The following is a 16418-nucleotide window of genomic DNA, read 5'->3' as shown; positions in this document are numbered from 1 at the left end:
GTATGAGCCAAATCGACCTGCCCGATCAGCCCGCCACCGAAGCTTTCGCCGCCCGTCTGGCGGGTCTTGCGCAGCCGGGGGATGTGATCGCGCTGCATGGCGAGATGGGCATGGGCAAGAGTGTGTTTGCCCGGGCCTTTCTGAGAGCACTGGCGCAGGATCCTGCACTTGAGGTGCCCAGCCCCACCTTTTCGCTGGTCCAGACCTATGACACAGCCAAAGGCGCTGTGGCGCATTTCGACCTCTGGCGTCTTGATGGGCCGGACGCTCTTTGCGAGCTCGGCTGGGACGAGTTGCAGGAGGGCATCATGCTGGTTGAATGGCCCGAACGTGCAGAAGACGAACTGCCCGATCATGCACTGCATCTCACCCTGACCGAAGGGGAGGCAGAAGAGGCGCGCAGGATGACCATCAAGGGCTGGAGCGACAGGCTGTGATTCTCGCGACCATCCCCGCAGACCGTTCCTTTCTTGATGACGTGGCACGACGCTGGCTTGAGGGGGGCGCGGCTCAGGACGATGCCAACGCGCTGCTTCTCGTGCCTGGGCGTCGTGCGGCACGCAACCTCACCGAGGCGTTTCTGCGTTGCCTCGATGGCAAGGCGGCCTTGTTGCCGCGCATCCTGCCAGTGGGCGATGTGAGTGAAGACGATCTCGCGCTTTCGGGTGTGGAAGCGTTTTCCTTTCCTGCCGCGGTTGATCCGCTGCGTCGTCTGTCGGTTCTGGCGGCGCTGGTTCTGCGGGCGAAGGGCGTATTCAGCGCGGAACTGACGCTCGAACAGGCCTGGCCTCTGGCCTCGGCTCTGGCGGAGTTGATGGATGATGCCGAGCGTGTGGGGGTCGATCTGCGCGAGCGCCTGCCCGATGCCGCCGAGCCGCGCTTTGCCGATCACTGGCACAAGACGCTGCAGTTCCTGCATATCGTCACCGAAGCCTGGCCCGCCTGGCTGAGCGAAACCGGTCTGATGAACCCGGTGGCGCGTCAGGTAGCCGTGCTCCGGGCGCAGGCCGAACGCTGGACGCAGGCACCCCCGCAGGGAAGGCTCTGGGCTGTCGGGTTCACCGATGGCATGTTTGCTGTCTGCGCCATTCTTCGCGCCGTGCTTGATGCGCCTCAGGGCTGCGTCATCCTGCCCGGTGTCGATCTGGATCTGCCCGATACGCTGTGGGCAACCCTGCCGGAAAGCCATCCGCAATCGGGCTTTCGGCGTCTTCTCGATGATCTGGGTGTTTCCCGTGAAACCATCACACTCTGGGATGACGGGGTGTTACCGCAAGGGATGGTTTTTCGCGAAGCCATGCAGGACCGCATAAAGCTGGCAAGCCTGATGATGCGCCCCATGGAGGGACTCTCTGCCTGGGGCGAAAATGCGGCATCTCTGCCTCTGACCGGAATCACCCGTCTGGATGCGGCAGATCAGCAGCAGGAAGCCGCCAGCATCGCCATGATCCTGCGAGAGGCAGTCGAAACTCCCGGCAGAACGGCATCGCTTGTCACCCCGGACCGCGCTCTGGCCAGACGCGTCGCGACCGAATTGCTGCGCTACGGCATCGTGGCGGATGACAGCGCAGGCGAGAGCCTCGCGCTCAGCCCGGCTGCGATCCTTCTCCGCCTTCTGGCTGAGGCCGCTGCCGAAAATCTGGCGCCGGTGGCGCTTCTCGCTCTGCTCAAGCATCCGCTCGTGGCGCTTGGCAGCACACCCGGTAATTGCCGGGCAACGGCGCGCCGTCTCGAGCGTCTGGTGTTGCGCGGGCCTGCACCACCACCGGGCATGAAAGGCCTTCGTCAGGCGCTTGATCGTCAGGACCAGAGCGAGGCCGAGAGTGCCGATCGCCCCGATCAGGCCGAGCCGCTCGATCTGTTTCTGGATCGTCTCGACGCGGCTGTCTCGCCCTTGCTGAATTGCGGCGCCCTGCCTCTGCCAGAACTGCTGACACGCCTCATCAGGGCGGCGGAAGCTCTGGCCAGCACGCAGGAGCAACCGGGTGAAGAGCGTCTCTGGATGGGCGCAGAAGGCCATGCCCTGTCACGTCATCTGGTCGGTCTGATGACGCATGGCGCAGTTCTGCCGCCCCAGAGTCTGGTGGGACTGCCCGCATTCCTGCTGGCGTCGATGGCCGGAAAAATGGTGTTCGGTCAGCGCGTTCTGCAAGGGCGCGATGGCGAGGCGCTGCATCCCCGCGTGTCCATTCTGGGTGTGCTTGAAGCGCGTCTGCAATTTGCCAATCTGGTCATTCTGGGTGGGTTGAACGAGGGCATCTGGCCCCCCGCGACCGATCCCGGGCCGTGGTTGAGCCGCCCCATGCGCATACGCGCCGGCCTGCCTTCGCCGGAGCGGCTGATCGGCACCGCAGCGCATGATTTCACCACGGCCTTTCTCTCGGGTGAGGAAATCGTGCTGTCGAGTGCGGCCAGACGCGATGGCGCCCCTGCCGTTCCGGCGCGCTGGCTGGTGCGTCTCGAGGCGCTGCTCGAAGGGCGAGGGCAGAAGCTGCGCGCCCATCCCGCCCTGATCTGGCAGGCCGCCATGGATCAGCCTGCAGGGGCAGCGCGCCCCGTGCTGCCGCCCGAGCCTCGCCCGCCCGTCGCCCTGCGTCCGCGACGGCTTTCCGTGACCGAAATCGATTCCTGGCTGCGTGATCCTTATGCGATCTATGCGCGTCATGTGCTGAAGCTGAAGGCACTGCCCGCGCTGGAGGAAGCTGCTGACCGCTCCGATATCGGTGTGGTGGTGCATGACGGGCTCGATCGTTGGCTGGAACAGGGACAAAAGGGCGGCAGGGCCTTGCATGAATGTCTGCTTGCGGTGCTCGAAGCCCGTGAGTTGCGCCCGGCCCTGGCTGCCTGGTGGCGCCCGCGTGTGTTACGCATTGCCGACTGGGTGTGCGAACGCGAGGCACTGCGTGAGAAACCTGCCATGCTGAAAACCGAGCAGAAAGGCACACTCACCCTGACGCCGCCTTACGCCCCGTTCCGGCTGACGGCCCGCGCCGATCGGATCGAGATCGGTCAGGACGGACGCGCCACGATCATCGATTACAAGACGGGCTCTCTGCCCAAGGTCAGCGATGTGGAGGCCGGGTGGAGTTCGCAGCTTGTGCTTGAGGCGGCCATGCTGCGTCTGGGTGGATTTGCCGGTCTGCCGGCGGCGGAGACCGCCTCACTGCTTTACTGGCGTCTGACGGGCGACCGTCATCGCGGTCAGGAGCTCAGCGTGCCGCGCAAGCCCGAAGATCTGGAGCCTCTTGTCGATTCTGCGCTCGACAGGCTGCGTCGACGTGTCGAGGTATTCGATGATCCTGAGACGGCCTATCGTTCTCATCCTCACCCCGATTATGTGCCGCGCTACAGCGATTACGCCCATCTGGCCCGTGTGTCGGAATGGAGCGCCGCGCGTGAGGAGGGCGGGGAATGAGCGATCTGGCAAAGCTGAATTCGCAGGTCATTGCCACAGCCAATAATATCCAGAGACAGGCTTCCGATCCGCTGGCATCGGTTTTCGTCTCGGCTTCGGCGGGAAGTGGCAAGACCAAACTGCTGATCGACCGGTTGTTGCGCCTGATGCTGCCGGTGCTGATGCCCGACCCCGAGACGGGGGTGCCGGTATTGCTGCCGGGGAGTGACCCGGCACGTATCCAGTGCCTGACCTTTACCCGTGCGGCGGCGGCGGAGATGGCCAATCGCCTGCAATCCCGTCTGGGACGCTGGGTGTCTCTGCCCGATGAGGCCCTTGATCGGGAGTTGCACGGGCTCAGCGTGCCGGTATCGCCTGAAACCCGTCAGGCGGCTCGTGCCCTCTTCGTGCGCGTGCTCGATCTGCCGGGAGGCATGAAGATCGGCACGATCCATGCATTCTGCCAGTCGCTGCTCAGGCGCTTCCCGCTGGAAGCGGCCATCAACCCGCATTTCACCCTGATGGAAGAGACGGATTCGAGCCTCGCTCTGGCCAATGCCATCGAGCAGACGCTGTCTCGCGCCAAGGGTGACCCGTCAATGGAGGCGCGTCTCACCCTTCTGGCGGGGCAGGTCGGGCTGGAAGATTATCTCGATCGCATCAGGGCGTTGCAGGGCCGTGTTTCGCGGTTGAGGCAGAGTTTTGCGCGCTGGCAGATCGAGCCTGGCGCCATCGAGCGGGCCTATCGCAAGGCTTTTGGCGCCGAAGATGAGGTCGATCTGGCTGATCTCGAAGCCCAGCGCTGCGCCTCACCGCAGGAAGATGTCTTGCGCCGTTGCGCGCAGGAGGCTCTGCCTCTTGGTACCGCCACCATGCGGGCGGCCCTGACCAGGATGCTCGACGCGCTCTCGCGCCCGGCAGTCGAGCGCGATCCTGCGCTATGGGGCGAGTTCTTCGTGACCGGCACCGGCACGCCGAGGGCCGCGCGGGCTTTTGTCCCCGCTGCCATCGCCCGCGATCGGCCTCATATCATGGAGGCATTCACCGCCGAGGCCGAGCGGCTCATCGCACTGGACCAGGCGATTGCCGTGCAGCGCCTGATTGCGCTCAATCTGGCCCTGTTTGCTCTTGCGGCCCCCACGCTCGACCGTTACGCGCAGGACAAGACGCTGCGCGGTCTGGTCGATTACGACGACCTCATCGCCAGCACGCGGGATCTGCTGCGCGACCCGGGTGCTTCCTGGGTGTTGTACAAACTCGATGGCGGTCTCGATCATCTGTTGCTTGACGAGGTGCAGGATACGTCCGCCGCGCAATGGGAAATTGCGACGGCGCTGATCGAGGAATTCTTCGTGGGTGAGGGCGCCCGCGAGATGGAAGGCCGCCCGCGCACGGTTTTCGCGGTGGGTGATTTCAAGCAGTCCATCTATGCCTTTCAGGGCGCCGATCCTCAGGGTTTGTTCGGCGCAAGAGATCGCTTCCGCGAGATGGTTCTGGGTGCGGAGCAAGACTGGCGCAATCCTGAAATCGGCGTGTCCTTTCGTTCTGTCACGCCAGTGCTCGATCTGGTCGATGCGGTCTTTGCCAGCCCCCTTGCCGCTGATGGCTTGCGCGAGCCGGGGCGTGACTCCCTGCCGCCGCATCGTTCTGCCCGCCCCGGTCAGGGTGGGCGCGTCGAGCTCTGGCCTCTGGTTCCGGCTGATGAGAAAGACGCCATTGACGACCCATGGGCGGCCCCTACCGGCAATGCGGGACAAAGCCGTGCCCCGCAGAAACTGGCCGATACGCTGGCTCAGTGGATCGCCCGTCAGATCGGCAAGCCGCCCCAGCCGGGCCAGGCGCCGCTGCGTGCGGGTGAGGTTCTGGTTCTGGTGCCACGCCGTTCGGCCTTCCTGCGGGCGCTCATTCGCGCATTGAAAGGTCAGGGCGTCGAAGTGGCGACACTCGTCGGTGTCGGGCTGACCGATTCACTGGCGGTGCAGGATATGATGGCGCTGTGTCATGCGCTGCTTCTGCCTCAGGATAATCTGACCCTCGCCACGGCGCTGACTTCGCCTTTCGGTGGGGTCAGCGATGCCTCGCTCATGGATCTGGCGATGGAGCGTGGCGAGCGCCCTCTCTGGACAGTCCTGCGGGAGCGCCATCTCGAACGACCCGAATGGCAGAGTGCGTGGGAGCGGCTCTCCGCGCTTCAGACCCGTATCGATTTTGCCACCCCCTATCAGATTCTGGCCGATGCGCTGGGTCGTCATGAAGGGCGCGCCCGGGCACTGGCCCGTCTTGGGCCGGAGGCGGCAGAACCGCTGGATGATCTGCTTTCTGCAGCGCTGCGCTTCGAGGCGCTGCACGCGCCGTCGATGCAGGGCTTCCTGCACTGGCTTGCTTCCAGCAGCCTGACCGTCAAGCGCGAGGCCGAGTCCGAGATCGATGCCGTGCGCATCATGACCGTTCACGGCTCCAAGGGATTGCAGGCCCGCCTCGTGATCCTGCCCGACATGACGGGCGAGGTGCAGGGCGAGACGAAGCTTCTCTGGACGCACCAGAACGGGCTCGATCTGCCGGTGTGGATGCCGGGCAGGGAATTGCCCTCTAGGCTAGGAGACAGACTCAAGGAGCAGGAAAAGGAGGCAGCTCAGGCAGAGCGTAACCGCCTGCTCTATGTCGCTCTGACACGTGCCAGCGACTGGCTGGTTGTGTGTGGCTGGGAGCCGCGACGCAAGCCGAGCGAACATTCCTGGTATGCGCTTTGCGAGGCCGGGTTCACCCAGCTGGGCGCATCCGCCTGTCCCTTCGAGGGCGGGTGGGATGGCGAGCGCCTTGTGATCGAGGCAGAGCCTGAAAACGCCCCTCAGGCAGCCAGATTGCACGCTCCTGCTTCTCCTGTACCGATGCCTGCTCTCTTCGGTCATGCTCCGGACTGGCATGCGCAGCCTGCACCACATGAGGCGCCGCTCACGCGGCCTCTGGCACCCAGTCGGCCGGATAATGCCTCCTATGGCGCGGCACCGCCGGCCCTGTCGCCTCTGCAACTCGCTGCAGGGCAGGAGAGCGGGCGAAAGCGCGCGCTCGATCGCGGCACGCTGGTCCATCGTCTCCTGCAATGGCTGCCCGACCGTGACGAGTCGGAATGGCGTTTTCTTGCAGAGGATTTTCTGTCCCAGCCTGCCCATGGTCTTGCGCCTGACGCCGTAGAGCGTCTGGTGACGCAGGTTCTGGCTATCCTGATGGATAAGACGCTCGCCCCGCTTTTCGCGCCGGGCAGCCTTGCCGAGCAGCCGATCACAGGCCTTGCTTTCGGTCAGGTTGTGCTTGGTCAGGTCGATCGTCTGCGTGTGACCGAGAACTGCGTGATGCTTTGCGATTTCAAGACAAATCAGCACCCGCCCCGCCCCGGTCAGGCAGTGCCTGCCGCCTATCGACGCCAGATGGCGGCCTATGGTGCCGTGCTCAGGCAGCTCTATCCGGAGCATGAACTCGTCATGGCACTGGTCTGGACCGAAGGCCCGACCATCAGCCTTGTTCAGACGGAGGCGTAGCGCCGGAGCGTGACGGATGACTGACGCTTCATGGGGCCGAGGCTCGTGAGAAGCGCAGCTGCCCGTTTCGGTGACGCGGGGCGCTTCGAAGGAACTCCCTGAGGCCTGGGTGCAAGAACCTTATAGCGCGTCAGATTGTCCACCCTACGCATCGCGGTCGGACCGCTCAGGCAAGGCCCGCATCAATGATGGTGATGATCGCCGCCATGATTGCCGTTGCGCGGACCACGATCGCCACGCCGGTCATCATAGCGCGGGCGATAGCCCCGGCCCCCCCAGCCGCGCCCGGTATAATGCGGCCCGACGGCGTAGCCGCCATTCCAGCCCTGGCGTCCCCAGCCGCCGGGATAGCCGTAATAGCCGCCGCCATAGCCATCATAGCCGCCACAGCCTGACAAACCGAGAGAAGAGATCACCGCGAGGGCGAAAAGGGCGGATGCTTTCTTCACCGGGGCAGCGCTCCTTCAAGCATGTCTTTCTGGGTTTCGATAACACCGAACACGGCACCATCCGGATCGGCCAGAACGGCAATCTGGGCGCCATCACGGTCGACATGCGTCGGCACAATCACCCGACCGCCCAGCTTCTGCGCTCTGTCAGCAAGGCTCGCGCTGTCATTTACCTCGACGAACTGCACCCAGCGCGCCCTGTCACGCGGCTCGATGCCCGGTGGCAGCGTGTTGATGCTGGCGCGCTCCTTGTCCTGTGCGGTGAGCATGTAATGCTGGGGACTATCGGCTTCGGGAGAGGCGACGATCCTGTAGTTGAACAGGAGCTGATAATAGCCAGCCGCCGCTCTCGGGTCCGGGGAGAGCAGCGTTGCCCAGGACCAGCCGTTCAGCGTCGGGTCAGTGTCATGGTCAGCCGGATCGCCTGACTGGGCGCTGAGGGCGGCATAGAGGCCATGCTGCGGGTCGGAAACGATTACCGCCTGCCCCAGACCGGCTATGGGTTTGGGACCGAAAATCGTCTTGCCACCATGCTGCTTCGTGACCCGAGCCACGGTCGCGGTATCCGAGGTCGACAGGAACGGCATCCAGAACGGAACATCACGTTTGGGGTCATCGAGCTTGTGCGCCACCATCATGCCGACCGGCTGGGTGCCAAGTGTGATTTCGACACGGGGTGTCCTGCCATCGCCGACCGGACGGAAACCCCAGCCGAACAGCCCGCCATAGAAACGTTCCGCACGGGCGAGGTCGGGTGTGACCAGCATCGAAAACACGATCTTGCCCGGTAGCAGGCGATGTGTTGCGGGCACGGTCAGCGCGTCGAATGCGCCGGGTGCAGCAGGCGCTACGGTGGCAGAGGGGACATGTTCGGGGGTATAATTCTCGGGGGCAGGCGGCAGGGGTACCAGCATGGGTTGAGCCAATGCGGCAGGCACCGCCGTCAGGAGACTCGTGCTGCACAGCACGGATAGCCAGAATACGCGCGAGACATGACGCATCGACAAAAGAACCTCTCCGGTAACGTGATGACCTTGCTTCATAAAACGCGTCGGGAGGAACTGTGTTTCTTGATGCGGGGCGATTCCTGCTTCACTAGCTCTTGAACGCTTTGCCTGAACTGCTGATATGTCGTGTTGAGACGGACCCGAACGGTCTGCATTGCGAATGGAGAACAGGATGAGCGACAACACCGTAGCTGTCAGCGACAGCGGTTTCGAAAAGGACGTGCTGCAGGCCGAAGGCCCCGTTCTGGTCGATTTCTGGGCAGAATGGTGCGGCCCCTGCAAGATGATCGCGCCTGCGCTCGATGAGATCGGCGGCGAATACAAGGGCCGTCTGACGGTCGCCAAGATCAATATCGACGAAAATCCCGAAGCACCGACGCGCTTTGGCGTGCGCAGCATCCCGACGCTCATGGTCTTCAAGAACGGTGAAGTCGTCGCCCAGAAGACTGGCGCCCTGCCCAAGAGCGCGCTCAAGGCATGGGTCGACTCGGCACTCTGAGTGATGTGGAGAGCCTTCTAGAGACGAAGGCTCTCAGGCACGGGGCAAGCTATCTCCTGCCCAGTCGCTCAGCATAATCTCTGCTGAGCGTACAGCCTGACGCAGTTCGGGGCTTATCAACGCATCGAACTCGCCACGCTGGTCATAATCCGGCATGAGGCGCTGCAACAGCGCGTTCTGTTCCAGTGCCGGATGAAAATAAAGCTCCGACAGACCTTCGGGCAGATGCGGTATCAGCCCTGCCACACGGCCCGGTCGCATCTGGCCGCTCCAGGCGAGGCCGAAACAATGGTCGTTGGTCGTCATGCCTGCCCGCGAGATCTGATGGCGCAGCACACCGCACCAGCGACGCAGCGCGGCAGCCCCCAGCGAGTCGAAATGGGTCTCAGCGGCGGCAAGCGGTTCGGGCGGTTCACAGGGCGTGCGCACATGGCGCAAACCGTAATGCTGTCCGGTTTCGATCATCATCCGCCCAATGGTGGGATGGAGATGCATGTGCTTGTGCGCATTGGCATGATCGAGACGCAGGCCTGAGGCCATGAAGGCCCGGAACTGGGCTTCGATCTCGCGTGAGAGAGCACGCCTCGCGGCTGGACGAAAGAAATAGGACACCCCGAGACCAAGCTGGCTGGTGCCAAACTGGTCGTCCGGGGTCGCAATGGCGCCGATGCTGGCGCCGGGCAGGGCAGTATCGCCCTCGATGACAACCAGATGCAGCCCGACACGCAGATTGGGCATCCGGCGCGCACGGCGCACGGCGTCCATGCTTGCCGGGCCTGCCACCATCAGGCTGGCCGTCGAGAGCAGCCCGTCACGATGGGCGATCTCGATGGCCTCGTTGACTTCCTCGCTCAGGCCGAAATCATCGGCCGAGACAATCAGACGACGCATGGGAATAAACGACGCCTGAGTGATCAGGCGGCGTTACGGCCCTTGAGGAACTGGAAAAACTCCACACCCTCGCGCAGACGACGCTTCATCATCTGCGGGCTGCGAACCATCTCGTTGACGATCGAGGCGATCTTTGGCGCGCGGAAGTAGAACTTGCGATAGAATTCCTCAACCGAGTTGAAGATCTCGGTATGAGACAGATGCGGGTAGTGCAGCGGGGCAATCTGCACGCCGTTTTCGTCGATCAGCTCGGCTTCAGCTTCGTTGAACCAGCCATTCTCGGTAGCCTGCTTGTGCAGCGCCGTGCCGGGATAGGGAGCTGCCAGCGAAACCTGCAGCGTGTGCGGGTTGATTTCACGGGCGAACTGGATGGTTTCCTGAATGGTCTCCTTCGTCTCGCCGGGCAGGCCGACGATGAAGGTGCCATGGATCTTGATGCCCAGCTTGTGGCAGTTCTTGGTGAACTCGCGTGCCGTCTCGACGCGCATGCCCTTCTTGATGTTGTGCAGGATCTGCTGGTTGCCGCTCTCATAGCCGACCAGAAGCAGGCGCAGCCCGTTTTCCTTCATGATCTTGAGCGTTTCATAGGGCACGTTCGCCTTGGCGTTGCACGACCAGGTTACGCCCAGCTTGCCCATTTCACGTGCAATGGCTTCCGCACGGGGCAGATCGTCTGTGAAGGTGTCGTCATCGAACATGAACTCCTTCACCTGCGGGAAATACTGCTTGGCGAGACGGATTTCGGCAGCCACGTGCTCGGGGCTGCGCGTGCGGTAGCGATGGCCACCGACTGTCTGCGGCCACAGGCAGAAGGTGCAGCGCGACTTGCAGCCGCGGCCGGTATAGATCGAGATATACGGGTGCATCAGATACCCGATGAAGTAATCCTCGATCTTCAGGTCGCGCTTGTAAACTTCCGTCACGAAGGGCAGGGAGTCCATGTCCTCGATCATGGCGCGGTCACGGTTGGCGATGATCTCGCCATCCTTGTTGCGCCAGGTGATGCCGTCCACGTCCTTCAGGTCGCGGCCTTCGGCAATTTCCTTGATCGTGAAATCGAATTCGTTGCGCGCCACGAAGTCGATGGGGCTGCCCTTGGCCATCGATTCGTCAGGCTGCACCGCCACCTTCGCGCCGACCATGCCGATCATCAGCTTGGGATTGGCGTCCTTGAGCATCTGCGCAACGCGTACGTCAGAGGCGAAAGACGGTGTGGAAGTGTGCATCACCACGAGGTCGCGATTCATCACGTCCTTCAGGATCGGCTCCATGCCAATGCCAGCCGGCGGGGCATCGATCAGGCGTGACCCTTCGACCATGGCGGCAGGCTGTGCCAGCCAGGTCGGGAACCAGAAGGAGCGGATTTCGCGCTTGGCCTGGTAACGCGAACCGGCTCCGCCATCGAAACCGTCGAATGAAGGGGGCTGAAGGAACAGCGTGCGCATCATGGTGAAGAAAATCCTTGGGTAAACCGTCGGATCGCAGGATCCGCAAAGGTGAAAGGCTCAGATATTTCTGACGAATGCCCCAGCATATGAGGCCGAAACACTAAAAAGTCTAATCTCCGGGTTCGACCGGCTGTATTGGCGGTGTAATCGGCGCTGCCCGACGAATATGCAGCGTCTGTCCGCGCCAGGCGACACGCTGGCCTCTGGCGCTGCCGACCATGATTGCGGCCGACAACCATTCACGCAGGGGAAACAACGCGTAAACCGCAGGTGTGAGCCGGCCCAGAGAGCGGTCGATGACCAGCGCCGAAAGCCCGCGCACAGCCCAGGCTGCGATGAAAAACCACAGAGCCCAGCGTGCCGGCCAGCAGCAGAACAGCATCACACTCGACCAGAAGAGCGGAAGCTGGATGGCGGAAAGCCCATAACCGACCGGCTCGACATTCTTGACCGTCCGGCCCCAGCGGAGCTCGTGCGCGATCATGTCGCCCGCCGTGGCCTCTGCGACCGTGGTCCAGGTCATGCAGGGGGCGAGGGCGATCTTTTTGCCATGAGCGCGGACGAGCTGGCCGAGAATGGCGTCATCGGCGACATGATCGGCCAGAGCAGCCAGCCCGCCGACCCGTTCGAGCAGCGAGCGTTTCAGGGCCATCGTGGCGCCGAGGCAGTCCTGACGTCCGAGCAGACGCGACATCATCACGCCCGGCATGAAATTGTGATTGATCTGGGATGCGGCAAATTCCCTGACCAGCGAGGTCGAGGCAGGAAGACCCGCATAGAGTGTGGTGACGAGACCTGTATCCGGCTGCTGGATCGTCGATACCACGTCGCGCAGATAATCGCGCTGCACATGGATATCGGAGTCGGAGATGACGAGAATATCGTGCTTCACCGAAGAATACATGTTGATCAGATTGGCGATCTTGCGGTTGGTACCGTGCTGCGTACCATCGATCACAAGCGTCATGTCCCGCTCGGGATAGTCGGCGATCAGTCGTCTGACGATTTCTATGGCGCTGTCGTCGTGACGCTGGACACCGAAGACGATCTGATAGACCGGATAATCCTGCTCGCAGAAGCTGCGCAATGCGTCTTCAAGAAGCGGTTCGTCCCCATGCAGGGGCTTGAGGACGGTTACCGCAGGCTGCGGCCCTGGCGAGGACGGTATTCTGGCGATGCGTCGCTTTTCACTGCCCCGAAAGGCAATGATCAGCCCGGCGCCGATAGCCGATTGGGCGCAGCCAGCCACCGCAAGGGCAGCCGATGCATAGCCTAGCCAGTTCAGAGCGAGAGCCACGTGACCCCTTTTCCCTTTTCAGGGTATGCTATCTGGGGAAACTGGCCACGCATCTTAATTGTTCATGAACTTTGCGGTCTTGTGGTTGAGCAGGGTCACGAGAGCATCAACGCCGCCGCGGGCCAGGGTCGAGCTGAAATCGGCACGCTGAGCGGCGACCTGGCTGATATGACCATTGAGAAGAATGTCGACGATGCGATATCCGCCGCCCGAGGGCATCATCACATAATTGATAGCGGTCGAGGAATCGCTGCCATCACCGATCGTGGTATTGACGATCGTGCTGCCGCCGGTGGGTGCCGGGCGCGTGGTCGGGCTGATGGTGAACTTGGCGTCGCCACCCTTCTTGAAGCTTGAAACGTAGCGGGCAATCGTGAACTGGCGGAAAGCCGCCAGCAGCTTGCTCTGCTCATCGGCTGAGAGCGTCGTGTAACGCATGCCGACAGAATTGTGCAGAATGGTCGAGAGGTCGAAGCTGCGGTCGATGACCGGCGCAATGATCTGCGCACGGGCTTCGGAGGTGCCGCTACCCGAAGACTGGATCTGACCAAGAGCAGCATAAAGATCGTTGATCGGCGTGACTGCGGCAGACTGGGCAAAGGCCGGGGCGATCAGGGCGGGTGAGGAAAGCGCGACGGGGCCAGAAAACAGGGCCATCAGTCCCAGAACGGCGCGCCTCGTGCGCGCTGTACGGGCGGTCTCGGGCACTCTGCTGGGGAACTGTGTCATGCTGCGTCCTCAAATCTGTCCCGCCAATCGGGAGAGACATATGTCTGGATCCGTAGTCGGAAAGCTGGGGAGACTACCTGCAAAAACAAGTCATCCGGCGTTCAACTGCGGCGGCATATGTCCGACATAACGTCGAAAAGTGCAATCTTCCCGCCGTCCTGCAATAACGAAGGCAGCGAATTCGCCCATCAGCAGGGGGCGCGCAACAGATTTCAGCTTAAAATTTGGTTAGCTGGTGAAGATAAATGTCGCCAAAATGACACAGTAGGCGCTACGAAGCGCCTTCGATATTGAGGCGTGGCCCATGCGCGGTGTATAGGCCACGTTTTACCAGCCCGCGCATATCATTTTCAGTCTTGCACACCACCCCTTATTCCGGTGTTGTTTTTCGAAATCATATGACCAACGGGTCTTACGTATGACGGCGACGCGGTATTCATGTCGGGCCTTTTCTGACACCGCGCCCGCACGTCATCTGGTGTAGGAGCATAGAGATACATGGCCGTTCCATTGATGCAGGCCGTCCGTGTCGGACGCTATGTGGTCAAACAGCATCTGCTGGGTCGCAAGCGCTATCCGCTCGTTCTGATGCTCGAGCCGTTGTTCCGATGCAATCTGGCCTGCTCGGGCTGCGGAAAGATCGACTATCCGGCACAGATCCTGAACCAGCGCCTGAGCCTGCAGGAATGCCTGGATGCCGATGCCGAAGCTGACGCCCCCGTCATTGCCATCGCCGGTGGCGAGCCTCTTCTGCACAAGGAGATGCCCGAGATCGTCAAGGGTCTGACGGCACGCAAGAAATACGTCTACCTGTGCACGAACGGGCTTCTGCTCGACAAGAAGCTCGACGATTACGAACCCAATCCGTTCTTCTCGTGGGATATCCATCTCGACGGCGACAAGGCGATGCACGATTCGTCAGTCTGTCAGGAAGGTGTTTACGAGCGCGCCGTTGCCGCCATCCGCAAGGCGAAGGAGCGCGGCTTCCGCGTTTCCATCAACTGCACCCTGTTCGATGGCGCCCAGCCCGAGCGCGTTGCACGGTTCTTCGATGAGGTCATGGCGCTTGGTGTCGATGGTGTCATGACGGCACCGGGCTATGCCTATGAGCGCGCACCGGATCAGGAGCACTTCCTGAACCGTCAGAAGACCAAGCAGCTCTTCCGCGACATCTTCCGTCTCGGCAAGGGAAAGAAGTGGCGCTTTACCCAGTCGCCGCTCTTCCTGAACTTCCTGGCAGGCAATGAAAACTATCATTGCACGCCCTGGGGCAAGCCGCTGCGCACCGTGTTTGGCTGGCAGCGCCCCTGCTACCTGCTTGGCGAAGGCTATGCCAAGACGTTCAAGGAGCTGATGGACGATACGGCCTGGGATCAATACGGCACCGGTGCCTACGAGAAATGCGCCGATTGCATGGTGCATTCCGGCTATGAATCGACGGCTGTCATGGATGCCGTTAAGCGTCCGTGGCACATCGCCAAGGTTGCGCTGTTCGGCCCCGAGACCGAAAAGCCGATGGTCCCCGAGATCTCTCTCGCGAACCAGCGCAAGGCCGAATACAAATATGAGGCACAGGTTGCCGAGCAGGTGACTCTGCTCGAATCACGCAAGCCGGCTCGTGGCCCGCGCGTGCGTGTGCACAAGGCGGAAGACAAGCCGGTCGAAGTGGCTGACGCCGCAGACTGACGTCTCATTTCTATAAGGGGGTGAGGCCCCGGGAGGGTCGGGCTGGTGCCCGTTCTTCAGCGCTCTGGTCAAACAGGGCGCGACAGCTTTATCCTGAAAAGGCGGACATACGATGTGTATGTCCGCCTTTTCTTTTTTCCGATCGAAGGACCCCATGCTCACCCCCATTCTGGTCATCTGCCTTCTCATTGCGCTGAACAGCATTTTTGCCATGGGCGAAATGGCGCTGATCTCGGCCAAGCGGCCGCGCCTGGCAGCGCTGGTCAAGCGGCAGGTGCGCGGGGCAGAGCGGGCGCTGCGTCTGGCGGATGAGCCCCATTCCTTTTTGCCGACCGTACAGATCGGCATGACGCTGGTCTCGATTCTCGAAGGCGCGTTCGGTGGCAGCCAGATCGAGGAAAATCTGGCGCTTCTGTTACGCCGCAGTGATCTCTTGCGCCCTTTCGCCAATGAGCTGTCCATCGGCATTGTGGTGATGGGCATCACCTTCGCCATGCTCGTCTTCGGCGAACTGGTGCCCAAACAGATCGCCCTGCAGCAGCCGGAAAAGATCGCGGCGCGTCTCTCGTTCATTCTCTCGGCGCTTCTGACCATCTCCCGTCCGGTCGTGGCTCTACTGAGCGGAGCGTCATCTCTTGTGTTGCGTATGTTCGGCGTCGGCCGCCTGACACGTGCGGCCATTACCGAAGAAGAGCTGCGTGCCATTCTGGCTGAAGGGGCGCAGGCTGGCGTGCTCGAGACCGAAGAGCGCATCATGATCGAACGCCTTCTGCGCCTGGCCGATCGTCCCGTGCGCGCCATCATGACACCACGTAATGAGCTTTTCTGGGTCGATCGCCATGCGAGCCGCGATGCGCTGATCGTCAAGCTGCGTCAGTCGACCTATACGCGCATTCTGGTTTGCGAGGGGGATGTCGATCACCCGGTCGGTGTCGTTCTGGCCAAGGATCTCATGGATCGCCTGCTTCAGGGGTTGCCTGTCTCGATCGAGGCGGCGCTCCGCCAGCCGATCGTGGTGCCTGACAGCCTGACCGCGCAGGACATGATCGAACGCATGCGTGGCGAGCGCCTGGGCATTGCTTTCGTGCTCGACGAATATGGGTCATTTGAAGGGATCGTGACGCCTTCCGATATCTTCGAGGCCATTGTCGGTGACGAAAACGCCGAGAAGAACAAGACCGAGCGTGAAAATCCGCAGCGGCGGGATGAGTATGTGCTCGACGGGTTCATGCCTGCCGATGAGGTGCGTTCGGTGCTCGATCTGCCGGATCTGCCTGCCGCGGGCAGTTACCATACGCTTGCCGGTGCCATTCTCGCCTTGCTGCGCCGCGTGCCGGCCAAGGGTGACAAGGTGGTGTTCGCCGGATGGCTGTTCGAAGTTGTCGAGATGGAGCAGCGCCGCGTGACCAAGGTGCGTGCCAGCCGTCAGGTTCTGGCGGAAAATTAATCAGAACTCGTTTGTTACCCGCCGAATTGTAACGC

At 62.2% G+C, this 16418-nt stretch carries 12 protein-coding genes; 6 read left to right on the top strand and 6 right to left on the bottom strand.

Annotation, left to right across the window (positions count from 1 at the left end; translation table 11 throughout):
• Positions 1 to 2: 2 nt before the first annotated feature.
• Genes tsaE through addA form a run of 3 tightly spaced genes read left to right on the top strand, consistent with a single transcriptional unit; the run spans position 3 to position 6930 of the window.
• A complete protein-coding gene (gene tsaE, locus AA105894_RS10005; protein ID WP_267311590.1) occupies positions 3 to 437 on the top strand; it encodes a tRNA (adenosine(37)-N6)-threonylcarbamoyltransferase complex ATPase subunit type 1 TsaE in 435 nt (144 codons plus the stop codon).
• The gene (gene addB, locus AA105894_RS10000; protein WP_267311589.1) at positions 434 to 3415 is read left to right on the top strand and encodes a double-strand break repair protein AddB; all 2982 of its coding nucleotides are present in this window, start codon (positions 434 to 436) and stop codon (positions 3413 to 3415) included. Before tsaE ends, addB begins: the two co-directional genes overlap by 4 nt.
• Entirely contained in the window at positions 3412 to 6930 is a 3519-nt protein-coding gene (addA, locus tag AA105894_RS09995; RefSeq protein WP_267311588.1) for a double-strand break repair helicase AddA, read from the top strand. The genes addB and addA overlap by 4 nt, the downstream gene beginning before the upstream one ends.
• Before the next feature lie 182 nt (positions 6931 to 7112).
• Here addA and AA105894_RS09990 read toward each other — a convergent pair whose 3' ends face one another.
• Together AA105894_RS09990 and AA105894_RS09985 are read right to left on the bottom strand one after the other, a co-directional pair.
• Positions 7113 to 7379, bottom strand: coding sequence for a spore coat protein (locus AA105894_RS09990; protein ID WP_188425876.1), 267 nt, complete (start codon positions 7377 to 7379; stop codon positions 7113 to 7115).
• The gene (locus AA105894_RS09985) at positions 7376 to 8380 is read right to left on the bottom strand and encodes a VOC family protein (protein WP_267311708.1); all 1005 of its coding nucleotides are present in this window, start codon (positions 8378 to 8380) and stop codon (positions 7376 to 7378) included. Before AA105894_RS09985 ends, AA105894_RS09990 begins: the two co-directional genes overlap by 4 nt.
• Positions 8381 to 8558: 178 nt before the next feature.
• Between AA105894_RS09985 and trxA the strand changes: the two genes are divergently transcribed.
• Positions 8559 to 8885, top strand: coding sequence for a thioredoxin TrxA (gene trxA, locus AA105894_RS09980; RefSeq protein WP_025840568.1), 327 nt, complete (start codon positions 8559 to 8561; stop codon positions 8883 to 8885).
• Between the two features lie 33 nt (positions 8886 to 8918).
• Here trxA and hpnK read toward each other — a convergent pair whose 3' ends face one another.
• From hpnK to AA105894_RS09960, 4 genes are all read right to left on the bottom strand, one after another.
• Positions 8919 to 9776 (bottom strand): hopanoid biosynthesis-associated protein HpnK, encoded by an 858-nt coding sequence (gene hpnK / locus AA105894_RS09975; RefSeq protein WP_267311587.1) that lies wholly within the window; start codon positions 9774 to 9776, stop codon positions 8919 to 8921.
• 23 nt (positions 9777 to 9799) lie between these two features.
• Positions 9800 to 11224 carry a hopanoid biosynthesis associated radical SAM protein HpnJ gene (gene hpnJ / locus AA105894_RS09970; protein WP_127103072.1) on the bottom strand — a complete coding sequence of 475 codons (1425 nt, stop codon included), beginning with the start codon at positions 11222 to 11224 and terminating at the stop codon, positions 9800 to 9802.
• 109 nt (positions 11225 to 11333) lie between these two features.
• Positions 11334 to 12521, bottom strand: a complete 1188-nt coding sequence (hpnI, locus tag AA105894_RS09965; protein WP_267311586.1) for a bacteriohopanetetrol glucosamine biosynthesis glycosyltransferase HpnI — start codon at positions 12519 to 12521, stop codon at positions 11334 to 11336.
• A gap of 54 nt (positions 12522 to 12575) precedes the next feature.
• Positions 12576 to 13178, bottom strand: a complete 603-nt coding sequence (locus AA105894_RS09960; protein WP_373316766.1) for an ABC transporter substrate-binding protein — start codon at positions 13176 to 13178, stop codon at positions 12576 to 12578.
• Positions 13179 to 13748: 570 nt separating this feature from the next.
• Between AA105894_RS09960 and hpnH the strand changes: the two genes are divergently transcribed.
• Positions 13749 to 14936 carry an adenosyl-hopene transferase HpnH gene (gene hpnH / locus AA105894_RS09955; RefSeq protein WP_188425529.1) on the top strand — a complete coding sequence of 396 codons (1188 nt, stop codon included), beginning with the start codon at positions 13749 to 13751 and terminating at the stop codon, positions 14934 to 14936.
• Between the two features lie 154 nt (positions 14937 to 15090).
• Complete coding sequence (locus AA105894_RS09950; protein WP_267311584.1) at positions 15091 to 16383, top strand: hemolysin family protein; 1293 nt, start codon at positions 15091 to 15093, stop codon at positions 16381 to 16383.
• Positions 16384 to 16418: the final 35 nt, after the last annotated feature.

It is taken from the genome of Asaia spathodeae NBRC 105894 (genome assembly GCF_025994195.1).
Lineage (GTDB): Bacteria > Pseudomonadota > Alphaproteobacteria > Acetobacterales > Acetobacteraceae > Asaia > Asaia siamensis.
Note: the sequence above shows the minus strand (reverse complement) of the source record. Positions and strands in the feature narration are given on the sequence as shown.

Excerpts from the sequence above, each read along its gene's own strand:
- AA105894_RS09985 (WP_267311708.1), bottom strand. The coding sequence starts at position 8,380 with ATGCGTCATGTCTCGCGCGTATTCTGGCTATCCGTGCTGTGCAGCACG.
- AA105894_RS09950 (WP_267311584.1), top strand. The coding sequence starts at position 15,091 with ATGCTCACCCCCATTCTGGTCATCTGCCTTCTCATTGCGCTGAACAGC.
- hpnJ (WP_127103072.1), bottom strand. The coding sequence starts at position 11,224 with ATGATGCGCACGCTGTTCCTTCAGCCCCCTTCATTCGACGGTTTCGAT.
- trxA (WP_025840568.1), top strand. The coding sequence starts at position 8,559 with ATGAGCGACAACACCGTAGCTGTCAGCGACAGCGGTTTCGAAAAGGAC.
- addA (WP_267311588.1), top strand. The coding sequence starts at position 3,412 with ATGAGCGATCTGGCAAAGCTGAATTCGCAGGTCATTGCCACAGCCAAT.
- AA105894_RS09960 (WP_373316766.1), bottom strand. The coding sequence starts at position 13,178 with ATGGCCCTGTTTTCTGGCCCCGTCGCGCTTTCCTCACCCGCCCTGATC.
- tsaE (WP_267311590.1), top strand. The coding sequence starts at position 3 with ATGAGCCAAATCGACCTGCCCGATCAGCCCGCCACCGAAGCTTTCGCC.
- hpnH (WP_188425529.1), top strand. The coding sequence starts at position 13,749 with ATGGCCGTTCCATTGATGCAGGCCGTCCGTGTCGGACGCTATGTGGTC.
- hpnK (WP_267311587.1), bottom strand. The coding sequence starts at position 9,776 with ATGCGTCGTCTGATTGTCTCGGCCGATGATTTCGGCCTGAGCGAGGAA.